The 15,555-nt window shown below is 45.7% G+C and carries 18 protein-coding genes; 10 read left to right on the top strand and 8 right to left on the bottom strand.

Annotated elements, in window-relative coordinates:
* Positions 1-2 precede the first annotated feature (2 nt).
* Both groL and R7E51_RS01735 read left to right on the top strand, forming a co-directional pair.
* On the top strand, positions 3-1,601 hold the full coding sequence (gene groL / locus R7E51_RS01740) for a chaperonin GroEL (RefSeq protein WP_017819775.1): 1,599 nt from the start codon (positions 3-5) through the stop codon (positions 1,599-1,601).
* Between the two features lie 105 nt (positions 1,602-1,706).
* The gene (locus R7E51_RS01735; protein ID WP_005373984.1) at positions 1,707-1,916 is read left to right on the top strand and encodes a hypothetical protein; all 210 of its coding nucleotides are present in this window, start codon (positions 1,707-1,709) and stop codon (positions 1,914-1,916) included.
* 131 nt (positions 1,917-2,047) lie between these two features.
* Here R7E51_RS01735 and R7E51_RS01730 read toward each other — a convergent pair whose 3' ends face one another.
* Positions 2,048-2,659, bottom strand: a complete 612-nt coding sequence (locus R7E51_RS01730) for a LysE family translocator (RefSeq protein WP_017819776.1) — start codon at positions 2,657-2,659, stop codon at positions 2,048-2,050.
* 109 nt (positions 2,660-2,768) lie between these two features.
* Between R7E51_RS01730 and R7E51_RS01725 the strand changes: the two genes are divergently transcribed.
* Together R7E51_RS01725 and R7E51_RS01720 are read left to right on the top strand one after the other, a co-directional pair.
* Positions 2,769-3,659, top strand: coding sequence for a LysR family transcriptional regulator (locus R7E51_RS01725; protein WP_017819777.1), 891 nt, complete (start codon positions 2,769-2,771; stop codon positions 3,657-3,659).
* Between the two features lie 59 nt (positions 3,660-3,718).
* Positions 3,719-4,090 (top strand): VOC family protein, encoded by a 372-nt coding sequence (locus R7E51_RS01720; protein ID WP_017819778.1) that lies wholly within the window; start codon positions 3,719-3,721, stop codon positions 4,088-4,090.
* 98 nt (positions 4,091-4,188) lie between these two features.
* Here R7E51_RS01720 and R7E51_RS01715 read toward each other — a convergent pair whose 3' ends face one another.
* Entirely contained in the window at positions 4,189-4,410 is a 222-nt protein-coding gene (locus R7E51_RS01715; protein ID WP_017819779.1) for a hypothetical protein, read from the bottom strand.
* A gap of 122 nt (positions 4,411-4,532) precedes the next feature.
* Between R7E51_RS01715 and R7E51_RS01710 the strand changes: the two genes are divergently transcribed.
* Positions 4,533-5,060 carry a TetR/AcrR family transcriptional regulator gene (locus R7E51_RS01710; RefSeq protein ID WP_005373975.1) on the top strand — a complete coding sequence of 176 codons (528 nt, stop codon included), beginning with the start codon at positions 4,533-4,535 and terminating at the stop codon, positions 5,058-5,060.
* A gap of 44 nt (positions 5,061-5,104) precedes the next feature.
* Here R7E51_RS01710 and R7E51_RS01705 read toward each other — a convergent pair whose 3' ends face one another.
* Complete coding sequence (locus R7E51_RS01705) at positions 5,105-6,055, bottom strand: helix-turn-helix domain-containing protein (protein ID WP_017819780.1); 951 nt, start codon at positions 6,053-6,055, stop codon at positions 5,105-5,107.
* 184 nt (positions 6,056-6,239) lie between these two features.
* Here R7E51_RS01705 and R7E51_RS01700 point away from each other — a divergent pair, with 184 nt between their 5' ends.
* The 4 genes from R7E51_RS01700 (at position 6,240) to R7E51_RS01685 (ending at position 11,187) form a co-directional block, all read left to right on the top strand.
* Positions 6,240-7,652 (top strand): ethanolamine ammonia-lyase subunit EutB, encoded by a 1,413-nt coding sequence (locus R7E51_RS01700; protein WP_005388715.1) that lies wholly within the window; start codon positions 6,240-6,242, stop codon positions 7,650-7,652.
* Positions 7,645-8,529 carry an ethanolamine ammonia-lyase subunit EutC gene (gene eutC / locus R7E51_RS01695; protein WP_017819781.1) on the top strand — a complete coding sequence of 295 codons (885 nt, stop codon included), beginning with the start codon at positions 7,645-7,647 and terminating at the stop codon, positions 8,527-8,529. Before R7E51_RS01700 ends, eutC begins: the two co-directional genes overlap by 8 nt.
* Positions 8,530-8,540: 11 nt before the next feature.
* On the top strand, positions 8,541-9,944 hold the full coding sequence (gene eat / locus R7E51_RS01690; RefSeq protein ID WP_005373969.1) for an ethanolamine permease: 1,404 nt from the start codon (positions 8,541-8,543) through the stop codon (positions 9,942-9,944).
* 187 nt (positions 9,945-10,131) lie between these two features.
* Positions 10,132-11,187, top strand: a complete 1,056-nt coding sequence (locus tag R7E51_RS01685; RefSeq protein WP_017819782.1) for an NAD(P)H-dependent flavin oxidoreductase — start codon at positions 10,132-10,134, stop codon at positions 11,185-11,187.
* Between the two features lie 38 nt (positions 11,188-11,225).
* On the opposite strand, the gene R7E51_RS01680 is transcribed toward R7E51_RS01685, so the two are convergent.
* Entirely contained in the window at positions 11,226-11,705 is a 480-nt protein-coding gene (locus R7E51_RS01680; RefSeq protein ID WP_005373965.1) for a peptide-methionine (S)-S-oxide reductase, read from the bottom strand.
* 217 nt (positions 11,706-11,922) lie between these two features.
* On the opposite strand from R7E51_RS01680, the gene R7E51_RS01675 reads away from it, so the two are divergent.
* A complete protein-coding gene (locus R7E51_RS01675) occupies positions 11,923-12,663 on the top strand; it encodes a DeoR/GlpR family DNA-binding transcription regulator (RefSeq protein WP_017635127.1) in 741 nt (246 codons plus the stop codon).
* On the opposite strand, the gene R7E51_RS01670 is transcribed toward R7E51_RS01675, so the two are convergent.
* The 4 genes from R7E51_RS01670 to R7E51_RS01655 all read right to left on the bottom strand — a co-directional run bounded on the left by R7E51_RS01670 (position 12,664) and on the right by R7E51_RS01655 (position 15,509).
* The gene (locus tag R7E51_RS01670; RefSeq protein WP_005373960.1) at positions 12,664-13,557 is read right to left on the bottom strand and encodes a DMT family transporter; all 894 of its coding nucleotides are present in this window, start codon (positions 13,555-13,557) and stop codon (positions 12,664-12,666) included. It abuts the gene before it with no gap.
* Between the two features lie 154 nt (positions 13,558-13,711).
* Positions 13,712-14,068, bottom strand: a complete 357-nt coding sequence (locus R7E51_RS01665) for a VOC family protein (RefSeq protein ID WP_005373957.1) — start codon at positions 14,066-14,068, stop codon at positions 13,712-13,714.
* A gap of 29 nt (positions 14,069-14,097) precedes the next feature.
* Complete coding sequence (locus R7E51_RS01660) at positions 14,098-14,751, bottom strand: isochorismatase family protein (RefSeq protein ID WP_017819783.1); 654 nt, start codon at positions 14,749-14,751, stop codon at positions 14,098-14,100.
* A 32-nt stretch (positions 14,752-14,783) separates the two neighbouring features.
* Positions 14,784-15,509 carry an NUDIX domain-containing protein gene (locus R7E51_RS01655; RefSeq protein ID WP_005373953.1) on the bottom strand — a complete coding sequence of 242 codons (726 nt, stop codon included), beginning with the start codon at positions 15,507-15,509 and terminating at the stop codon, positions 14,784-14,786.
* Between the last annotated feature and the right edge of the window lie 46 nt (positions 15,510-15,555).

The following is a 15,555-nucleotide window of genomic DNA, read 5'->3' as shown; positions in this document are numbered from 1 at the left end:
CCATGGCTGCAAAAGACGTATTATTTGCTAATGACGCACGTCAAAAAATGCTGAAAGGTGTGAACTTACTGGCGGACGCAGTAAAAGTGACACTAGGCCCGAAAGGCCGCAACGTTGTGCTTGATAAATCTTACGGCGCGCCAACCATCACCAAAGATGGCGTGTCTGTAGCGAAAGAAATCGAACTGAAAGATAAGTTCGAAAACATGGGCGCACAAATGGTGAAACAAGTGGCGTCCAAAGCGAATGATGAAGCGGGGGACGGTACAACGACCGCTACCGTACTGGCGCAATCTTTCATCAATGAAGGTCTTAAAGCGGTAGCCTCTGGCATGAACCCAATGGACCTAAAACGTGGTATCGACAAAGCCACTGAAACGGCGGTTGAGAAACTACGTGAAATGTCTAAGCCATGCAGCGACAAAGAATCCATTACCCAAGTGGGTAGCATTTCTGCAAACAGCGATCGCGCGATCGGTGAAATCATTGCAGAAGCGATGGAGAAAGTGGGTCGCAATGGCGTGATTACGGTTGAAGAAGGCCAAGGTCTAAACAACGAATTGTCTGTGGTTGAAGGTATGCAATTTGACCGCGGTTACTTGTCGCCATACTTCATCACTAACCAAGAAAATGGCAGCGTAGAGCTAGACAACCCTTACATCCTATTGGTGGACAAAAAAGTCAGCAGCATCCGCGAGCTATTGCCTGTACTAGAAGAAGTGGCGAAATCTTCTCGCTCGCTATTGATCATTGCTGAAGACATCGAAGGTGAAGCGCTAGCGACATTGGTTGTGAACAACATGCGCGGCATCGTGCGTGCGACCGCGGTGAAAGCGCCTGGCTTTGGTGACAACCGTAAAGCGATGATGGAAGACATTGCGGTACTAACTGCTGGTACGGTCATCTCTGAAGAAATCGGCCTAGAGCTCGAAAAAGCAACGTTAGAGCAACTAGGTAGTGCGAAGAAAGTGACCATCACCAAAGACACAACAACCATTGTGGGTGGCGCAGCAGAAGCAAGCGCGATTACTGATCGTGTGGCTTCGATTGAAAAACAAATCGAAACAACCACCTCTCAATACGATAAAGACAAGCTTCAACAACGTGTTGCGAAGCTTTCTGGCGGCGTAGCGGTGATCAAGATCGGCGCTGCAACCGAAGTTGAGATGAAAGAGAAGAAAGACCGCGTGGACGATGCGCTACACGCTACTCGCGCAGCGGTTGAAGAAGGTATTGTTGCTGGTGGTGGTGTAGCTCTAACTAAGATCGCGAAAGAATTGGCGGATCTAAAAGGCGACAATGATGACCAAAACGTGGGTATCCGAGTTGCCCTACGTGCAATGGAAGAGCCTCTTCGTCAAATCGCAACTAACGCAGGTGACGAAGCTTCTGTTGTGGCGAACGCTGTCAAAGCGGGTGATGCCGATTACGGTTACAACGCTGCAACAGGTGAATACGGCAACATGATCGAAATGGGTATCTTGGACCCTGCGAAAGTAACACGCTCAGCGCTTCAATTCGCTGCGTCTGTTGCTGGCTTGATGATCACCACTGAAGCGATGATCACCAACCACGTTGAAGACAAAGAACTTGATATCTAACGTCATCAATCGTTAGTGATTAAGTAAGCGTTAAAATAACAATAACATTGCAAAACCTAAGCGGGCTCGCTTGAGCCCGCTAATCAGTCATTTGAGGTAAGTGTTATGACCCGTTTACCTGCGTTTTCTTTCTCAATATCTGAGCCGGGCGGTAATGAAGCTTCGTCAACGTGGCCGACTGCTATTCACTTCCCCCTCGTTCCAGCTGGGCCAGAGTTTTCGATCGAAAATGCTCTGCCTAAACGTCCGACAGTGACGATATTCACTATCGATCTGTCTCAGTTATTTAAAGGGGACGCTCGGGTCATCCATTAACTGTATCGAAACAGCCAGCGCACGTTGGCTGTTTTTTTCTAATTTAAAGTATTGATAATGTAGATTTTTATTTGATTACTGCCACTTGTTCAATGATCAATTTGAACTGGGGTAATCGGACCGCAAGCGCACTACACCTTTAAGCCCAGCATTGCGCCGAAAATGATCAATCCCGCCCCACATGCTTGATTGAGTCGATGCTTAATCTTCAACAAGAAAGCTTGTAGCTGGGATGACGTGAATAAAACAGCAACGATAGAAAACCAAATACCATGCAGCGCAATCATATAAATCCCGTAAAAAAAGGCGATGTGTTGCTGATTAGAGTCGGGAGAAATCACTTGGCTAAAAATACTCAGAAAAAACAGCATCGTCTTGGGATTGAGTAAATTACACAGAAATCCCTGCATGAAAAATCGCCACATTGAATACTCGCTCTGTTGAATGGTTTCTGAGTTTGACGCAGGCTGCGAGGAGAATATTCCTTTAATCCCAAGGTAGACAAGATAAGCGGCCCCAAGATAGCGCACGAGATTAAACAACCATTCATTTTGTGAAGTTAAGTAACTGATCCCCAGCATGGAGTATGCGATGTGGATGCTGATCGCCATGCTGATACCAATCGCACTGTACACGCCTGCTTTTCGTCCTTGATTTAAGCTATTTCTTAATACCAAAACAAAGTCTGCGCCAGGGCTAATAACAATAAGCACACCTAATAACGCAAGAGTTACAAATTCCATATCGATTTCCTGTTTGAATGATGAAGTCTGGGATGTAGCGGAATTGTAGGCGTCTTTATTACTGACTATAATCGAAAAATATTCCCATATTGGTGAGAAAAACTCACAGATGCGTCACCTGAAATCTTTTTATGTCTTCCACGTTGCGGCGAGTTCTTCAAGCTACACTGAAGCGGCTGACAAACTGAACATTACCCACGGAGCCGTGAGTAAGCAGATCAAGCAACTTGAGCAATATCTGTCTCAACCTTTGTTCTTCAAAGAGGGCAGGAAAGTCGTGTTGACGGCAGAAGGCGAATTACTCAAGACATACACAGAAACGGCATTCCAAACGCTAGAAAAAGGCGTGAATACGCTTATGCAAGAGAAGCATCAGCATCTTGAAGTGTCTTGTGAACCGACATTAACCATGCGCTGGTTGATGCCAAGGTTGGCCGCGTTTAATGATGAACACCGTGCTGATGTTCGTTTGTCGACGGCTGGTGGCCCGGTAACATTAGGATCAACTGGGCTTTCGATGGCGATTCGTCGAGACGATTTTGCGCAGCATCACGATTACGACAAAACCATTCTTGTGGAAGAGTGGGTGGGGCCGGTATTTTCTCCTGAGTATTGGCAATCCATTAAAGACAATTTGAAAGCAGCTCGATTGTTGAATAGCCAAACCAGACCGAATGCTTGGGCGGATTGGCAGCAATCAACACGTTGTGAAACTTTCAACGGCAACACTCAGCAATCATTCACGCATTTTTATTTTTGCATACAAGCAGCGGTGGATGGCTTAGGCGTCGCAATGGGATCGTATCCTTTTGTCATGGACGATATTAAGCGTGGTAATTTGGTCGCACCATTTGGGTTTTCTCCATCAAGTTGCAATTACGTTTTATTGAGTCAAGATAAAAAGCGTACAGAACTCGAACATAAATTTATCACGTGGTTACAAACGCAAATGGCAGAGTGTGTGCCACTGTCATCACAGCAGATTACGCAAGGCGAATAGAAGGCATAGAGCGAGATTACGTCAGTCAGTTTTATGGAAAAAGGCTTAGGAAATTGGAAATGGAAAACCTCAATATTGTTGAAATCAAATCATTTGTTCCGGCGAAAGATTACGCGCTATCAAAACGTTTTTATGAGGCGATTGGCTTTGAAATGGCATCGGACTTCGGTGATGTAGCATACTTCTCTCAAGGTAGCTGCGCGTTTCTTTTACAGAATTTTTATGAGCCAGAACACGGCAATAACTTCATGATGCACTTGCTCGTAGAAGACGCAGAAAGCTGGCATCAGCACTTATCCAAAGTGGGTCATGAAGAATTTGGTTCGCGTTTGACTGAGCTGGTCGAGCAACCTTGGGGCATGCGCGAATGTTGTTTGTTTGACCCTAGTGGCGTTTTATGGCGAATTGGCCAGAACACGAATACTGACTAACGCCAGTCTTATTTTCACCACATCTACGCGCAGGTATTGAGATCTCGATATCTGCGCGTTTTCTTTTTTACTTAGCCTTGCCAACGTTTGTAGCGCACTCACGCCTTTTTCGAGGTGGTGTGCGATGGGCTAACGCCAAAAAGCTCCTCAAGCAGCATGGCTTTGAGTTCTGCTCTGACTTCTGCGCCACCGATTAACGCCAAAAGTGCGAGTCCTCCTGGAATAAGGATGACCATTAATATCGGTCTTAAAATATACGAAAAGCAGAAGATGGTCGGGAAGAAAATCAATCCTTGGCCTAGTTTGTTTAATACGTACATGAGCGATTCCTTTTGTTTTTATATAAAATGAGCATGCTCAATTTTATAAATGAGCGCGCTCAATTTGTCAATCTCAACCACGCAAGGTATGATCCTTTCAGGCTCATTAAGCAGACACATCAATGACGAAGCGACAACAAACCAGAGATAAAATTCTAAAAGCCGCATGGGCATCTTTTGCTCAAAATGGCTATGACATGACGACCACAAGGCAGATAGCGAGAGAAGCAGGAGTAGCCGATGGCACAGTGTTTAGCCATTTCCCGACTAAACTGTCGATTTTGCGCGAAGGGATGCTGGCGCAACTGCAACAGATCAGCCAAGAAACGCTAGTCAGTGTGGAAGGTAAAACCGATATCGACATTGGTTTGGCGCTGACGGAGAAATACTATCGCTACTATTTTGCGAACGTTGAGCTGAGCCGAGCTTTGTTGAAAGAAGTGATTTGGGATTTGGATTATTATCAGTCGTTTAACCAAGCTTTGTTTCAATCTGTAAACGGAAGCTCCGTCCTTGAGGGAAAAATACCGCTGATTTTTGACTGCTATTTTATGACGTTAATCTCGCACTTGAGCCGTGCAGAACCGGATGTTGAAGCGGCACTTGAAGAGCTTCATGCTAAGTTTCAGCAAATCATTGCGACTGCATAACATGGCCCCAACGCAGGATCTGAAAGAATATACTGCCTGTCATCTTATTTGCTGGACTCCCATTTTCTCGTTTCAGTTGGCGTCTCACCAAATAGCCGCTTGTAGCTTTGACTGAACTGCCCGAGATGGAAAAAACCAAAGTCAAAAGCAATTTCTGCAATTGTTCGATTATCTTCAGGGCTTTGTAGCACTCTACGTACTTGATTCAGGCGCATTCGATGTATGAACTGCTTTGGGGAAGTATTACAGCAATGTTCAAAGGTGTACTGTAGTGTGCGACGACTGACGTGTACTGCGTCACACAGTTCACTGACGGTTATTGGTGTACGGTAGTCTAGATCCTGTAGCTGTTGTTTTATACGCTGCATCACGTGTTGACGATGAGAGATTGATATCGGATGGCTCGTGTGCAGTGAACTGAGTGAGAACAACTCCAGCACAATGTCTTTTAAGATTGCTTGATGTGTGGTTTCAGACCATCTTGGCTCGGCGGAACCAAGTAACGTGCCTAAGTAGTATTTAAGTTGTTGAATGTGTTTTTCCGTCAAACCCGTTAAGTGAAATATGTTGTTCTGGATACTCCCAAGCTCAAGTTGATTTTCTATGATGTGAACGAAGTTTTTGTCGAGCACTATTCCATAGATAGAAAACTGCTCCGGTGTCATTAACTCAAAATCAGCGCCACCTTGCCTAAGCAAAAGCTGGCTTGAATTAAACTGACTGTGATTTAGGTGTAGCGGCTTATTTTCCGCACTCAAACCCAACCAAATACCTCCCTCTTCAACCCTGCATTGCTGTCTTAGCGAGCGGTTACTGTCTTCACGAAACACATGGAAATTGGGAAATCGTCGTTCTCGAATTTGACCTAAAAATCGACCATCGCTGAGTTGGTCATATTCCTGTTGCCAGTTTATCAGACTCGCAGCTTGTTGGTTTGCATCCTTAGTGTGATGGATGCACAGCATTGGTGCAGTTTGGGGCATTTGGTTACTCATCCTTGTGATGCTCATTCCTTTTTTGTGAGTCATGTTGGAGCAGTATTTACATAACTCATTGTTTATTATTGGTTTATAAATGTTGCCAGTTTTTGATAACGCTACGGAACACATTTGGCAATACTTTCTTAAAGCTTATTGATAGTTCAGCAAAAAGCGAACCAAATAGTGAAGAGGAAGAGCAATGACGGCAACTTATCGTCGGCAACAAGGAAGTAAAGTCTATACCTTTAAGTCATTAGCTGACTTGATGGCGAAAGCGACACCGGAGCGCTCAGGCGATGCGTTAGCCGGGGTTTGTGCTCAGTCAGCGGCAGAACGTGTAGTCGCACAAATGGCGCTATCTGAGTTACCACTTAAAACGTTTCTTAACGAGGCGGTTATTCCATACGAAAGCGACGATATCACTCGCCTAATTATCGATACGCATGACCTTGAAGCTTTTAAACCGATTGAGCACTTGACGGTCGGAGATTTTCGAAATTGGCTGCTGAGTGAAGAAGCCGATGGTGAAACGTTGGCTAAAATTCGTCAAGGTTTAACACCAGAAATGGTGGCCGCAGTCAGTAAGATTATGCGCAACCAGGATTTGATTCTCGTTGCTAAAAAATGCCAAGTTGTCACGGCTTTTCGGAATACGATTGGTTTGCCGAGTCGCCTGTCTACTCGCTTACAGCCGAATCATCCCACTGATTCTCTCAACGGTATCGCAGCGACCATTTTTGATGGTCTGATGTACGGAAATGGCGATGCGGTTATCGGTATCAATCCGGCAACAGATAATGTACCTCAAGCTATTAAGTTAATGAACTTAATGGATGAGGTGATTCAACACTATCAAATACCGACTCAGTCTTGTGTGTTAACTCATGTCACGAACACGATCGAAGCCATTGAAATGGGTGCACCAGTCGATCTCGTTTTTCAGTCGATAGGCGGCACGCAAGGGACGAATGATACCTTCGGAATCGACTTGTCGATTTTGAAAGAGGCCCATGAAGCCGCGTTGTCTTTGAATCGAGGTAGCGTAGGAAACAATGTGATGTATTTTGAAACCGGACAAGGTACAGCGCTGTCTGCGAATGCATTTCATGGGGTCGATCAGCAGACTTGTGAAGCCCGCGCTTATGCTGTCGCGAAACAGTTCGATCCTTTGTTGGTTAATACTGTCGTTGGGTTTATTGGCCCTGAGTATCTGTTTGATGGCAAACAGATCATTCGTGCTGGGCTTGAAGATCATTTCTGTGGGAAGTTGCTTGGTTTACCTATGGGTTGCGATATCTGTTACACCAATCATGCCTATGCCGATCAGAATGACATGGATAACTTGCTGACACTATTAGGTGTGGCCGAGTGCTCGTTCATCATGGGTATTCCAGGGTCTGATGACATCATGCTCAATTATCAAACTACCTCATTTCACGATGCCCTTTACGCAAGAAAAGTACTCGGTTTGAAGCCAGCACCAGAGTTCGAACAATGGTTAATGGAGATGCAGATTTTCGAGAGCGTGCAAGACGTTCGGTTAAGTGAGCAAATCTCTCGCTCGTTTTCGGGAGCAATTAACCAACTGAATAAGGGGTATTCTCATGGGTAAAGTAATCACCATTGCTCAGTCCCCACAAGATGAGTCTGAAGTTGTCACATACAACCCGTGGGGAAAGTTACGTGACTTCACCTCTGCTCGGATCGCTCTGGGTCGTAGCGGGAACAGTGTACCAACCAACGAGTTACTCTCATTTCAGCTGGATCATGCCCAAGCTATGGATGCAGTGCATTGCAGTTTGAATATTGAGTCTCTCGTTGCTGGTTTGTCGGACTCTTACTCGATTCTTGAAAATACCTTAGAGCCTCCAGTGGTAGTGAGCAGCCGAGTAAGTGATCGGCTTATGTACCTGCAAAGGCCCGATTTAGGAAGGCTGCTTGATGAATCTTCTTGGCAAACGCTCAACTTGATAGCAAATGAGCATAACACTGACATTGATCTTGCGATTGTTATTGCTGATGGACTTTCTTCCGTCGCAATTCAAAACCATGCCGTGCCTGTTGTTACTCGATTGATTTCTCTTTTAAGCGCTGATGATGAACATCAATGGAAATTCGCACCTATCACAATCGTAAAGCAAGGAAGAGTAGCGGTAGGGGATGATGTTGGTGAATGTTTTAACGCCAAGGCCGTGCTGGTTTTAATTGGAGAGAGACCCGGTCTAACTTCTCCGGATAGCATGGGTATGTATCTCACTTGGGGGGCTAAACGAGGCTCTAAAGATTCCCAAAGAAACTGCATTTCCAATGTGCGTCCCCAGGGGCTCAACTATGACGATGCCTGTGAACGCGCATTTTACTTGCTCAAGGAGGCTCGAAAATTACAACTGTCAGGAGTGAATCTGAAAGATCGCTCAGATATCAATGAGCCAAGTGGCGCAAGCGTTGAAGATAAACACAGCGACAACTTTTTAATTTCATCAAAGTAGAAGGATTTACTATGTCTAAACATCAGGAGTACTTGGCCAAAAGGCAGCTAAAAAGAGGCACCGCAGGTTGGATTTTACTTGCGGGCTTAGGTGTCTCGTATGTTATATCTGGTGACTTCGCCGGTTGGAACTTTGGCATCGCTCAAGCAGGATGGGGAGGCTTTCTTATTGCTGCTATCGCGATGGCAGTAATGTATTTCACGCTAGTATTGTCTTTAGCTGAAATGTCTGCGGCTATTCCTGCTGCGGGTGGTGGTTACAGCTTCGCAAGACAGGCGATGGGGCCGACAGGTGGCTTTTTCACTGGCTTATCAGTTTTGATTGAATATGCGCTCGCGCCTGCTGCGATAGTGATTTTTATTGGCTCAGCAGTTAATGAATTGGTTGGTATCGATGGTCCTGTTGTTTACGCACTTTTCTACGCCGTCTTTATCGCTATTCATATGGCAGGGGTTGGCGAAGCTCTCAAAGTAATGATGGTCATCAGCGGTTTGGCTGTGCTAGCTATTCTAATTACTGCTGCTGTGCTTATTGGTCACTTTGACGTTAATAACTTATTCGATATTGCTCCGGCGACGGCTCAGGCAACAGAAATCTTGCCGTTTGGGTGGTATGGCGTATGGGCTGCGTTGCCATTTGCAATGTGGTTGTTTCTTGCGGTTGAAGGTGTGCCTTTAGCGGCAGAGGAGGCAAAAAATCCGGCAAAAGATGTTCCCAAAGGCATCATTGGTGCGATGCTGTTTTTATTGCTAACCGCAACTCTCGTAGTCGTCCTTTTGGCTGGTGCGGTTGGCTCAAAGGTCATAGGCGATAGCGCGGTGCCATTAGTTGACGCCCTAAAGCTTACGGGCAATTCAACGGTAGCAATGGCCGTGAACTTACTCGGGTTAGCTGGTCTTATCGCTTCTTTCTTTTCTATCATTTATGGTTACAGCCGCTTGGTGTTTGCGCTTTCCCGCGCGGGTTATTTACCGCAAACTTTGTCATTAACCAGTGACAAAAAAGTGCCTTCTCGTGCGCTGTTGGTTCCGGGCGTTTTTGGGTTCTTGGTTTCACTTACGGGTGAGGGGGACTTAATCTTGGCGATGGCTGTTGTCGGTGCGACTGTATCGTACGCATTAATGTCCTTGAGCCATATTTTATTGCGAATTAAACAGCCTGAATTAACTCGTCCATATAAAACGCCTGGTGGGATAATTACGTCGAGTATTTCTCTGGTGCTTTCTTTGATCGCAATGACAGGTGTTTATGCTTTTGATCCCTCGGCCTTTTTCATGACAATGGGATTGTTTCTTATCGGTGGTGTTTATTATGGGTTATACAGCCGCAACAAATTGGTGGCAGCAACCGCCGAGGAAGAGTTTGCCATGCTGTCTGTAGCAGAGCTAGAGCTTGAATCAGATGTCGTACGATAGTCACTCTGATTCTTGTTATTCAGCATATTAAGGGAGCCATAGGCTCCCTTTGTCATTTCTATCAAAAGTGCATAGCGCACAAATGCATCACTTTAACTTTATAAGTGGTTAATCATGTGAAAGTCTAGTCTGGATAACGATGGCGCAGATCCATCACAGGTAAAGGTTAAGTTTTCAAGGAAAGGTCATGATAAATAAGGTATTTAATACACTTTTGGGAACAGAGTTACCGATTATTCAAGCGCCAATGGCCGGTGTGCAAGACAGCCAAATGACCATAGCCGTCAGTAATGTTGGCGGGCTTGGCTCGTTACCTTGTGGAATGCTGAACAAAGACGCCATCGTAAAAGAACTTCAACTTATCAAGCAGGCAACTAACCGACCGTTTAACCTCAATTTCTTTTGCCATGAAATGCCGGAGTATGACGCCAACAAGCACGAAAAGTGGCAAAAAACGCTGCAACCGTATTTTTCCGAGGTTGATGCAACCGTTCAGGCTCAGCCAAACGCTCCGACAAGGATGCCTTTCAATCATGATATTGCTGACGCGATTGAACCATTTGCACCGCCAGTGATCAGTTTCCACTTTGGTTTGCCAGACGATGATCTGTTAGCTCGAATTAGAGGGTGGGGAGGGAAGATCCTTTCGTCAGCGACCACGGTGGACGAAGCACTTTGGCTAGAAGCAAAAGGCGTTGACGGTATTATCGCCCAAGGCTTGGAGGCTGGTGGACACCGAGGTATGTTTTTATCGGATGATTTAACTACTCAATTAAGTTTGATGGCGTTATTACCACAAATCGCCAAACGGGTGAATTTGCCTGTTATTGCTGCAGGCGGAATCGCTGATAGAAGTGGGGTGGAAGCCGCGTTGAGATTAGGAGCGAGTGCCGTTCAAGTTGGCAGCGCCTATTTGTTGTGTGATGAGGCGAAAACATCGTCTTTACATCGATATGCCATTGCCAGTGAACGCGCGCAACATACCGCTGTGACCAATGTTTTCTCGGGCCGACCAGCGAGAGGCATTGTGAATCGCGCGATGTCGGAGCTAGGCTACATCAGTGAGTTTGCGCCGAAATTCCCATACGCCTCCATTGAAATGGCTCAACTAAGAGCGCTTATGGAAAAGCAAAACCGAGATGAATTCACACCGTTGTGGTGCGGACAAAACTCGTCGGGTTGTAAGGAAATATCGGCGGCAGAAATGACATTGTCATTAGTGGACGGCATCGATTTAAACTGATATGCATCTTGCCTTTTAAAGCGATGCTGACTGAATGGTTACGAGTTATCCCTGTATTTATGTAGTAAATCTAATGGGATGTGGCAGTAATCATTCGGAAAGTTTGTGAGTCTGTCTTGGTGCTCATCATCACTTGGCACATAATTTGTGAGTGGCAGTACTTCTACGGCGATCTTGTCGGCGTCCGGTCGTACTGCGATAAACGCTTTCGCCATGGTGAGATGCTGTTCGTTTTGGCTATAAACACCAGTACGGTACTTCTCACCTACGTCTTCACCTTGCTTGTTAACGCTGTAAGGGTCGATTATCTCAAACAAATACCCCATTAAAGTTTCAACCGAAACTTGCTCAGGGTCGAACTGGGTTTTCACGCACTCTGCGTAGCCATCGTATTCGGATTGAGTGTTATCCGTTGTGCCATTTGCTCGCCCGGCTTCTGTGTTGATTACGCCCGGAAGGTGGCGCATAAATTCTTGCACGCCCCAAAGGCAACCGCCTGCGAAGTAAATTTCTTCCATTACTTTTATCCTAGTCTTTACCGTTGTTGGGATGTAGGGAGTTAACCCCTCTTCTTCCATCCCATTTTCGTTGCCCTATTATCTGTTGATGGGAGCGATATTCGCAAGGTAAAGCTTGGCTAATCAGACCACGCGTTTTTTCCTTTTTACTTTCAAGTTCTTTTCATATGAAACATCAGGTGAGTATACTGTAAGCTCATCAATAAGGAGCGAACCTGTGAACCCAAGACAAAATGAAATTCTGCAATTAGTGAACGACCGTAAACGCGTTCAAGTCACGGAGCTTTCTGACATCATTGGCGTGTCGGGCGTGACCATCAGACAGGATTTGAACTTTCTGGAGCAACAGGGCTACCTAAAGCGCGTTCACGGCGCAGCTACCGCGTTGCAAAGTGATGACATTGATGCCCGCCTGGAAGTACGTTTCGATATTAAACAATCGCTCGCAAACCAAGCTGCGGATTTGGTCGCACCGAATGAGACAGTGCTGATTGAAGGAGGCAGTGCCAATGCGTTGTTGGCTCGGACATTGGCTGAGCGCGGCGATGTGACCATCATTACGCCATCGGCGTATATCGCCCATCTCATCCGTAACACTTCTGCCAACATTATCTTGCTTGGTGGCGTGTATCAGCACCAAGGCGAGAGCTTGGTCGGACCGCTGACTAAGTTGTGTATTGAGAACATTCATTTCAGCACGGCCTTCTTGGGTATTGACGGCTTCCATCAAGACACTGGCTTTACTAGCCGCGACATGATGCGCGCTGAGATCGCAGAAACCATCATTGCGAAAAAAAGGCGCAATATTGTTCTAACGGATTCTAGTAAATTTGGGCAAATTTATCCCTCATCAATTGGTAAGACTGACGAAATATCAGTGCTGCTGACTGACAAAGCCGCTCCGAAAAGCGACCTTGAACAAATCAAAAAGCGAGGTGTGGAAGTTATATTAGGCTGATTAAGCCACGCTTCGTTTTCGCTTCGCGAGCATTGCTGTTGGGGAGAAACCGGTGACTAGCATAGTGCCGCTAAGCACTAGAATTGTTCCTATGATGGTGTTAGAGCCGACGGGCTCATCTAGCACCAAGTAGCCCCATAAGATACCAAAAACAGGAACAAGAAAAGTGACAGTCAGTGCTGACGCTGGGCCGATATCAGAAACTAAGCGGAAATAGAGCAAATAAGCGAACCCTGTGCATACAACGCCGAGCGTGACAACAGAGCTCCATTCGAAATGACTTGGTTCTGCACGCATTGGTAAGAATGGTAGCAGCGGCAGTACCCAAATAACCGCCGCCCACATGCTGCCGTGAGCATTGTCAAAAGCAGGTACTTGTGGCGCATTTTTAGTGTAGTTGGTAGCAATGCCATAGCTGAAAGAAGCCATCAAACTGGCGGCAATAGGGAGCATGGCTTCTTCACCTATGGTTGAAGTATCTAAGCCGACCAAGACTGCAACGCCTCCAATGCCTATTAGCATACCGAGAACAGATTTCGCTGTGAGTGGGCTGCGGTACCAAACAAAGCCAACTAGTGCTCCCCATATTGGGGCGGTTGAGTTCAATATTGCTAAAGTTGATGCATTCAGTGTCTGGGCTGCGTACGCAAAGAGTAAAAATGGAACTGCGCTATTGAATAAGCCAATAATAAAGAAGTGTTTAGTATGCGCAGTTAACGTGAGTTTCTTCTTCAAATATACGGCGATCAATAACAAAGCGACGGCGGCAAATGTAACTCGAAATTCGATTAAGTAAGCCGGCCCGAATGTGTTGGCGGCGACTCGCATAAACAGAAACGAGCCACCCCAAATAGCAGCGAGGCAGAGTAAGCGAAAAAAACTGACGGCAGTCATTTGACATCCTTGGTCGAGGTCTAGCGCCTCATCGATTAATTGTTGCGCTAACAGTGAATTAAACCAAGGATGAGGTCAACCAGAAATGTAATGCCAGTTCCGGATCTGGCTAGCTTGGGCTCACGTTGATGGTGTGTTGTTGATTTGTGATGACTTAATGGCTCTCTGACCATACTGCGAATTCATTTCCACTCGGTTCAGTGAAGTGGAATCGACAGCCGCCGGGGAATTCGAAAATAGGGCGGATAATTTTTCCACCATGCTGCTCTACTTTTGCCTGAGTGGCCTGAATGTCTGAGCTATAAAATACTAAAAGTGCGCCACCATTTGCGGTTTGGTTTATAAACTCAGATTTGAAGAATCCGCCATCCAACCCTTGTCCTGAAAATGCAGAATATTCTGGGCCATAATCGGTAAAGCTCCAGTCAAAAGCACGCTCAAAAAATTGTTTGGTCGCACTGACATTAGTGGAACCAAATTCAACGTAATTCAATTTTTCATGTTGATGCATGGTGAAATCCTTCTCGGTTACTATCGTTTCTAGGCGAACTTTTCTACGATGATGTCGTCCGCTTTTTCGACAAATAATGCGCCATTATCTCTGAGCTCTGTCAGCACATTCTCTATATTATCAGGCAGCACCGCACGAGTTGAAGCAAGATTAACTACCACACTGTAGCCAAGTTCCAACGCTTGCATGACGGATTTTTTCACGCAAAAGTCTAAGGCAAGGCCACCGATAACTAAGGTATCAATCCCGTTGAACTTTAGAAATTCATGCGCGCCTGTCGTTTTGGTGTCGGCAATATCATGGAAAAAAATACCGTAAGGGTGCGCGTCAGGATCCATACCTTTATTAACTTGAAAATCATAGTCCAACACGGGTGGTAAACCATCTAGCAGCTCAGAACCTGTTGTGCCAAGCACACAGTGACGGTTCCACTTTATATCCACATTCGGTAAACCAACGGGCTCAAGCATATTGGCTGGCGATTCTGCATCCCATTTTGCTTTCGGTGGGTGCAAGTCACGACTGACCAGTTTTAATCGGCCTTTGGCATGATTACTCAAAAGCTCCGGTACGATTTCCAACGCACCTGCAACGGGCAGTTCATTTGGACATAACTCACTAAAGCCTTTCTCTGGATCAACGTCGATCACTGCTGTAGTTTGATAGTTTACTCGAACAGTCATGGCAGACTCCTTGTCTGTCTGATTGTCTGCGTTTATCCACGCAAACAGTTTTGAAAAAAGGTTACTTCGTCGCTAGTCAGCGTATATACCATTGCGGGTTTTCCACCTTTGCCTTTGTTGGTTGAAGCGACTTTATTAGTGGGTTTTAGTACGCCTGAATCTATCAAGCGGCGCTTAATCGTCATTCGGCTGATATCAATACCAAACTCTTGATAAGCAGAAATGATGTCCGCAACCAAAAACTCTTTGTCTAATGCAAACAAAAGAACCGATGTGTATTCAATGGATGCACGAAGCTTTTGCCACGCTTTTTCAATGGTTTTTTGATGATCAAATGCGAGGGTTTCTTCTCCATTGAGAATAGCCTGTAGCGAAAACCATTTAAGTTGGCATTCCGGTACACCTGCATTATTTATTTGCTCTACATTGTTACGATCGACTAAGGCGTAGTGCGTAATGTTTAAGCTCCAGTCTTCTGGATCGCGCTTTGGATCACCGTCGATAAACGCTTCGCTAAAATGGCGAGGGTAGGTATGGATTTTCTCACGGCAAATTCGGCGACGCGCCGCTTCAAAGTTTTCATCGGCCGGGCGTCCGCCTTCACTGGTTAAGTCTTTATCAAAGACAAATCCGCCCGGTAGTGCCCAGACTCCATGGTATGGCCGATTTGGATTTGAACGTTTAATCAACAACACTTCCAATCCCTTATCGGCACAGCCAGATAGCCTGAATGGAATAATGTCGACAGATACGATCATGGTTGGGTCCTAATATTGATTTGTAAGTAATCTAGCGCATAACAAG

The sequence above is a fragment of the Vibrio sp. Vb1166 genome (genome assembly GCF_033338695.1).
GTDB lineage: Bacteria > Pseudomonadota > Gammaproteobacteria > Enterobacterales > Vibrionaceae > Vibrio > Vibrio alginolyticus.
Note: the sequence above shows the minus strand (reverse complement) of the source record. Positions and strands in the feature narration are given on the sequence as shown.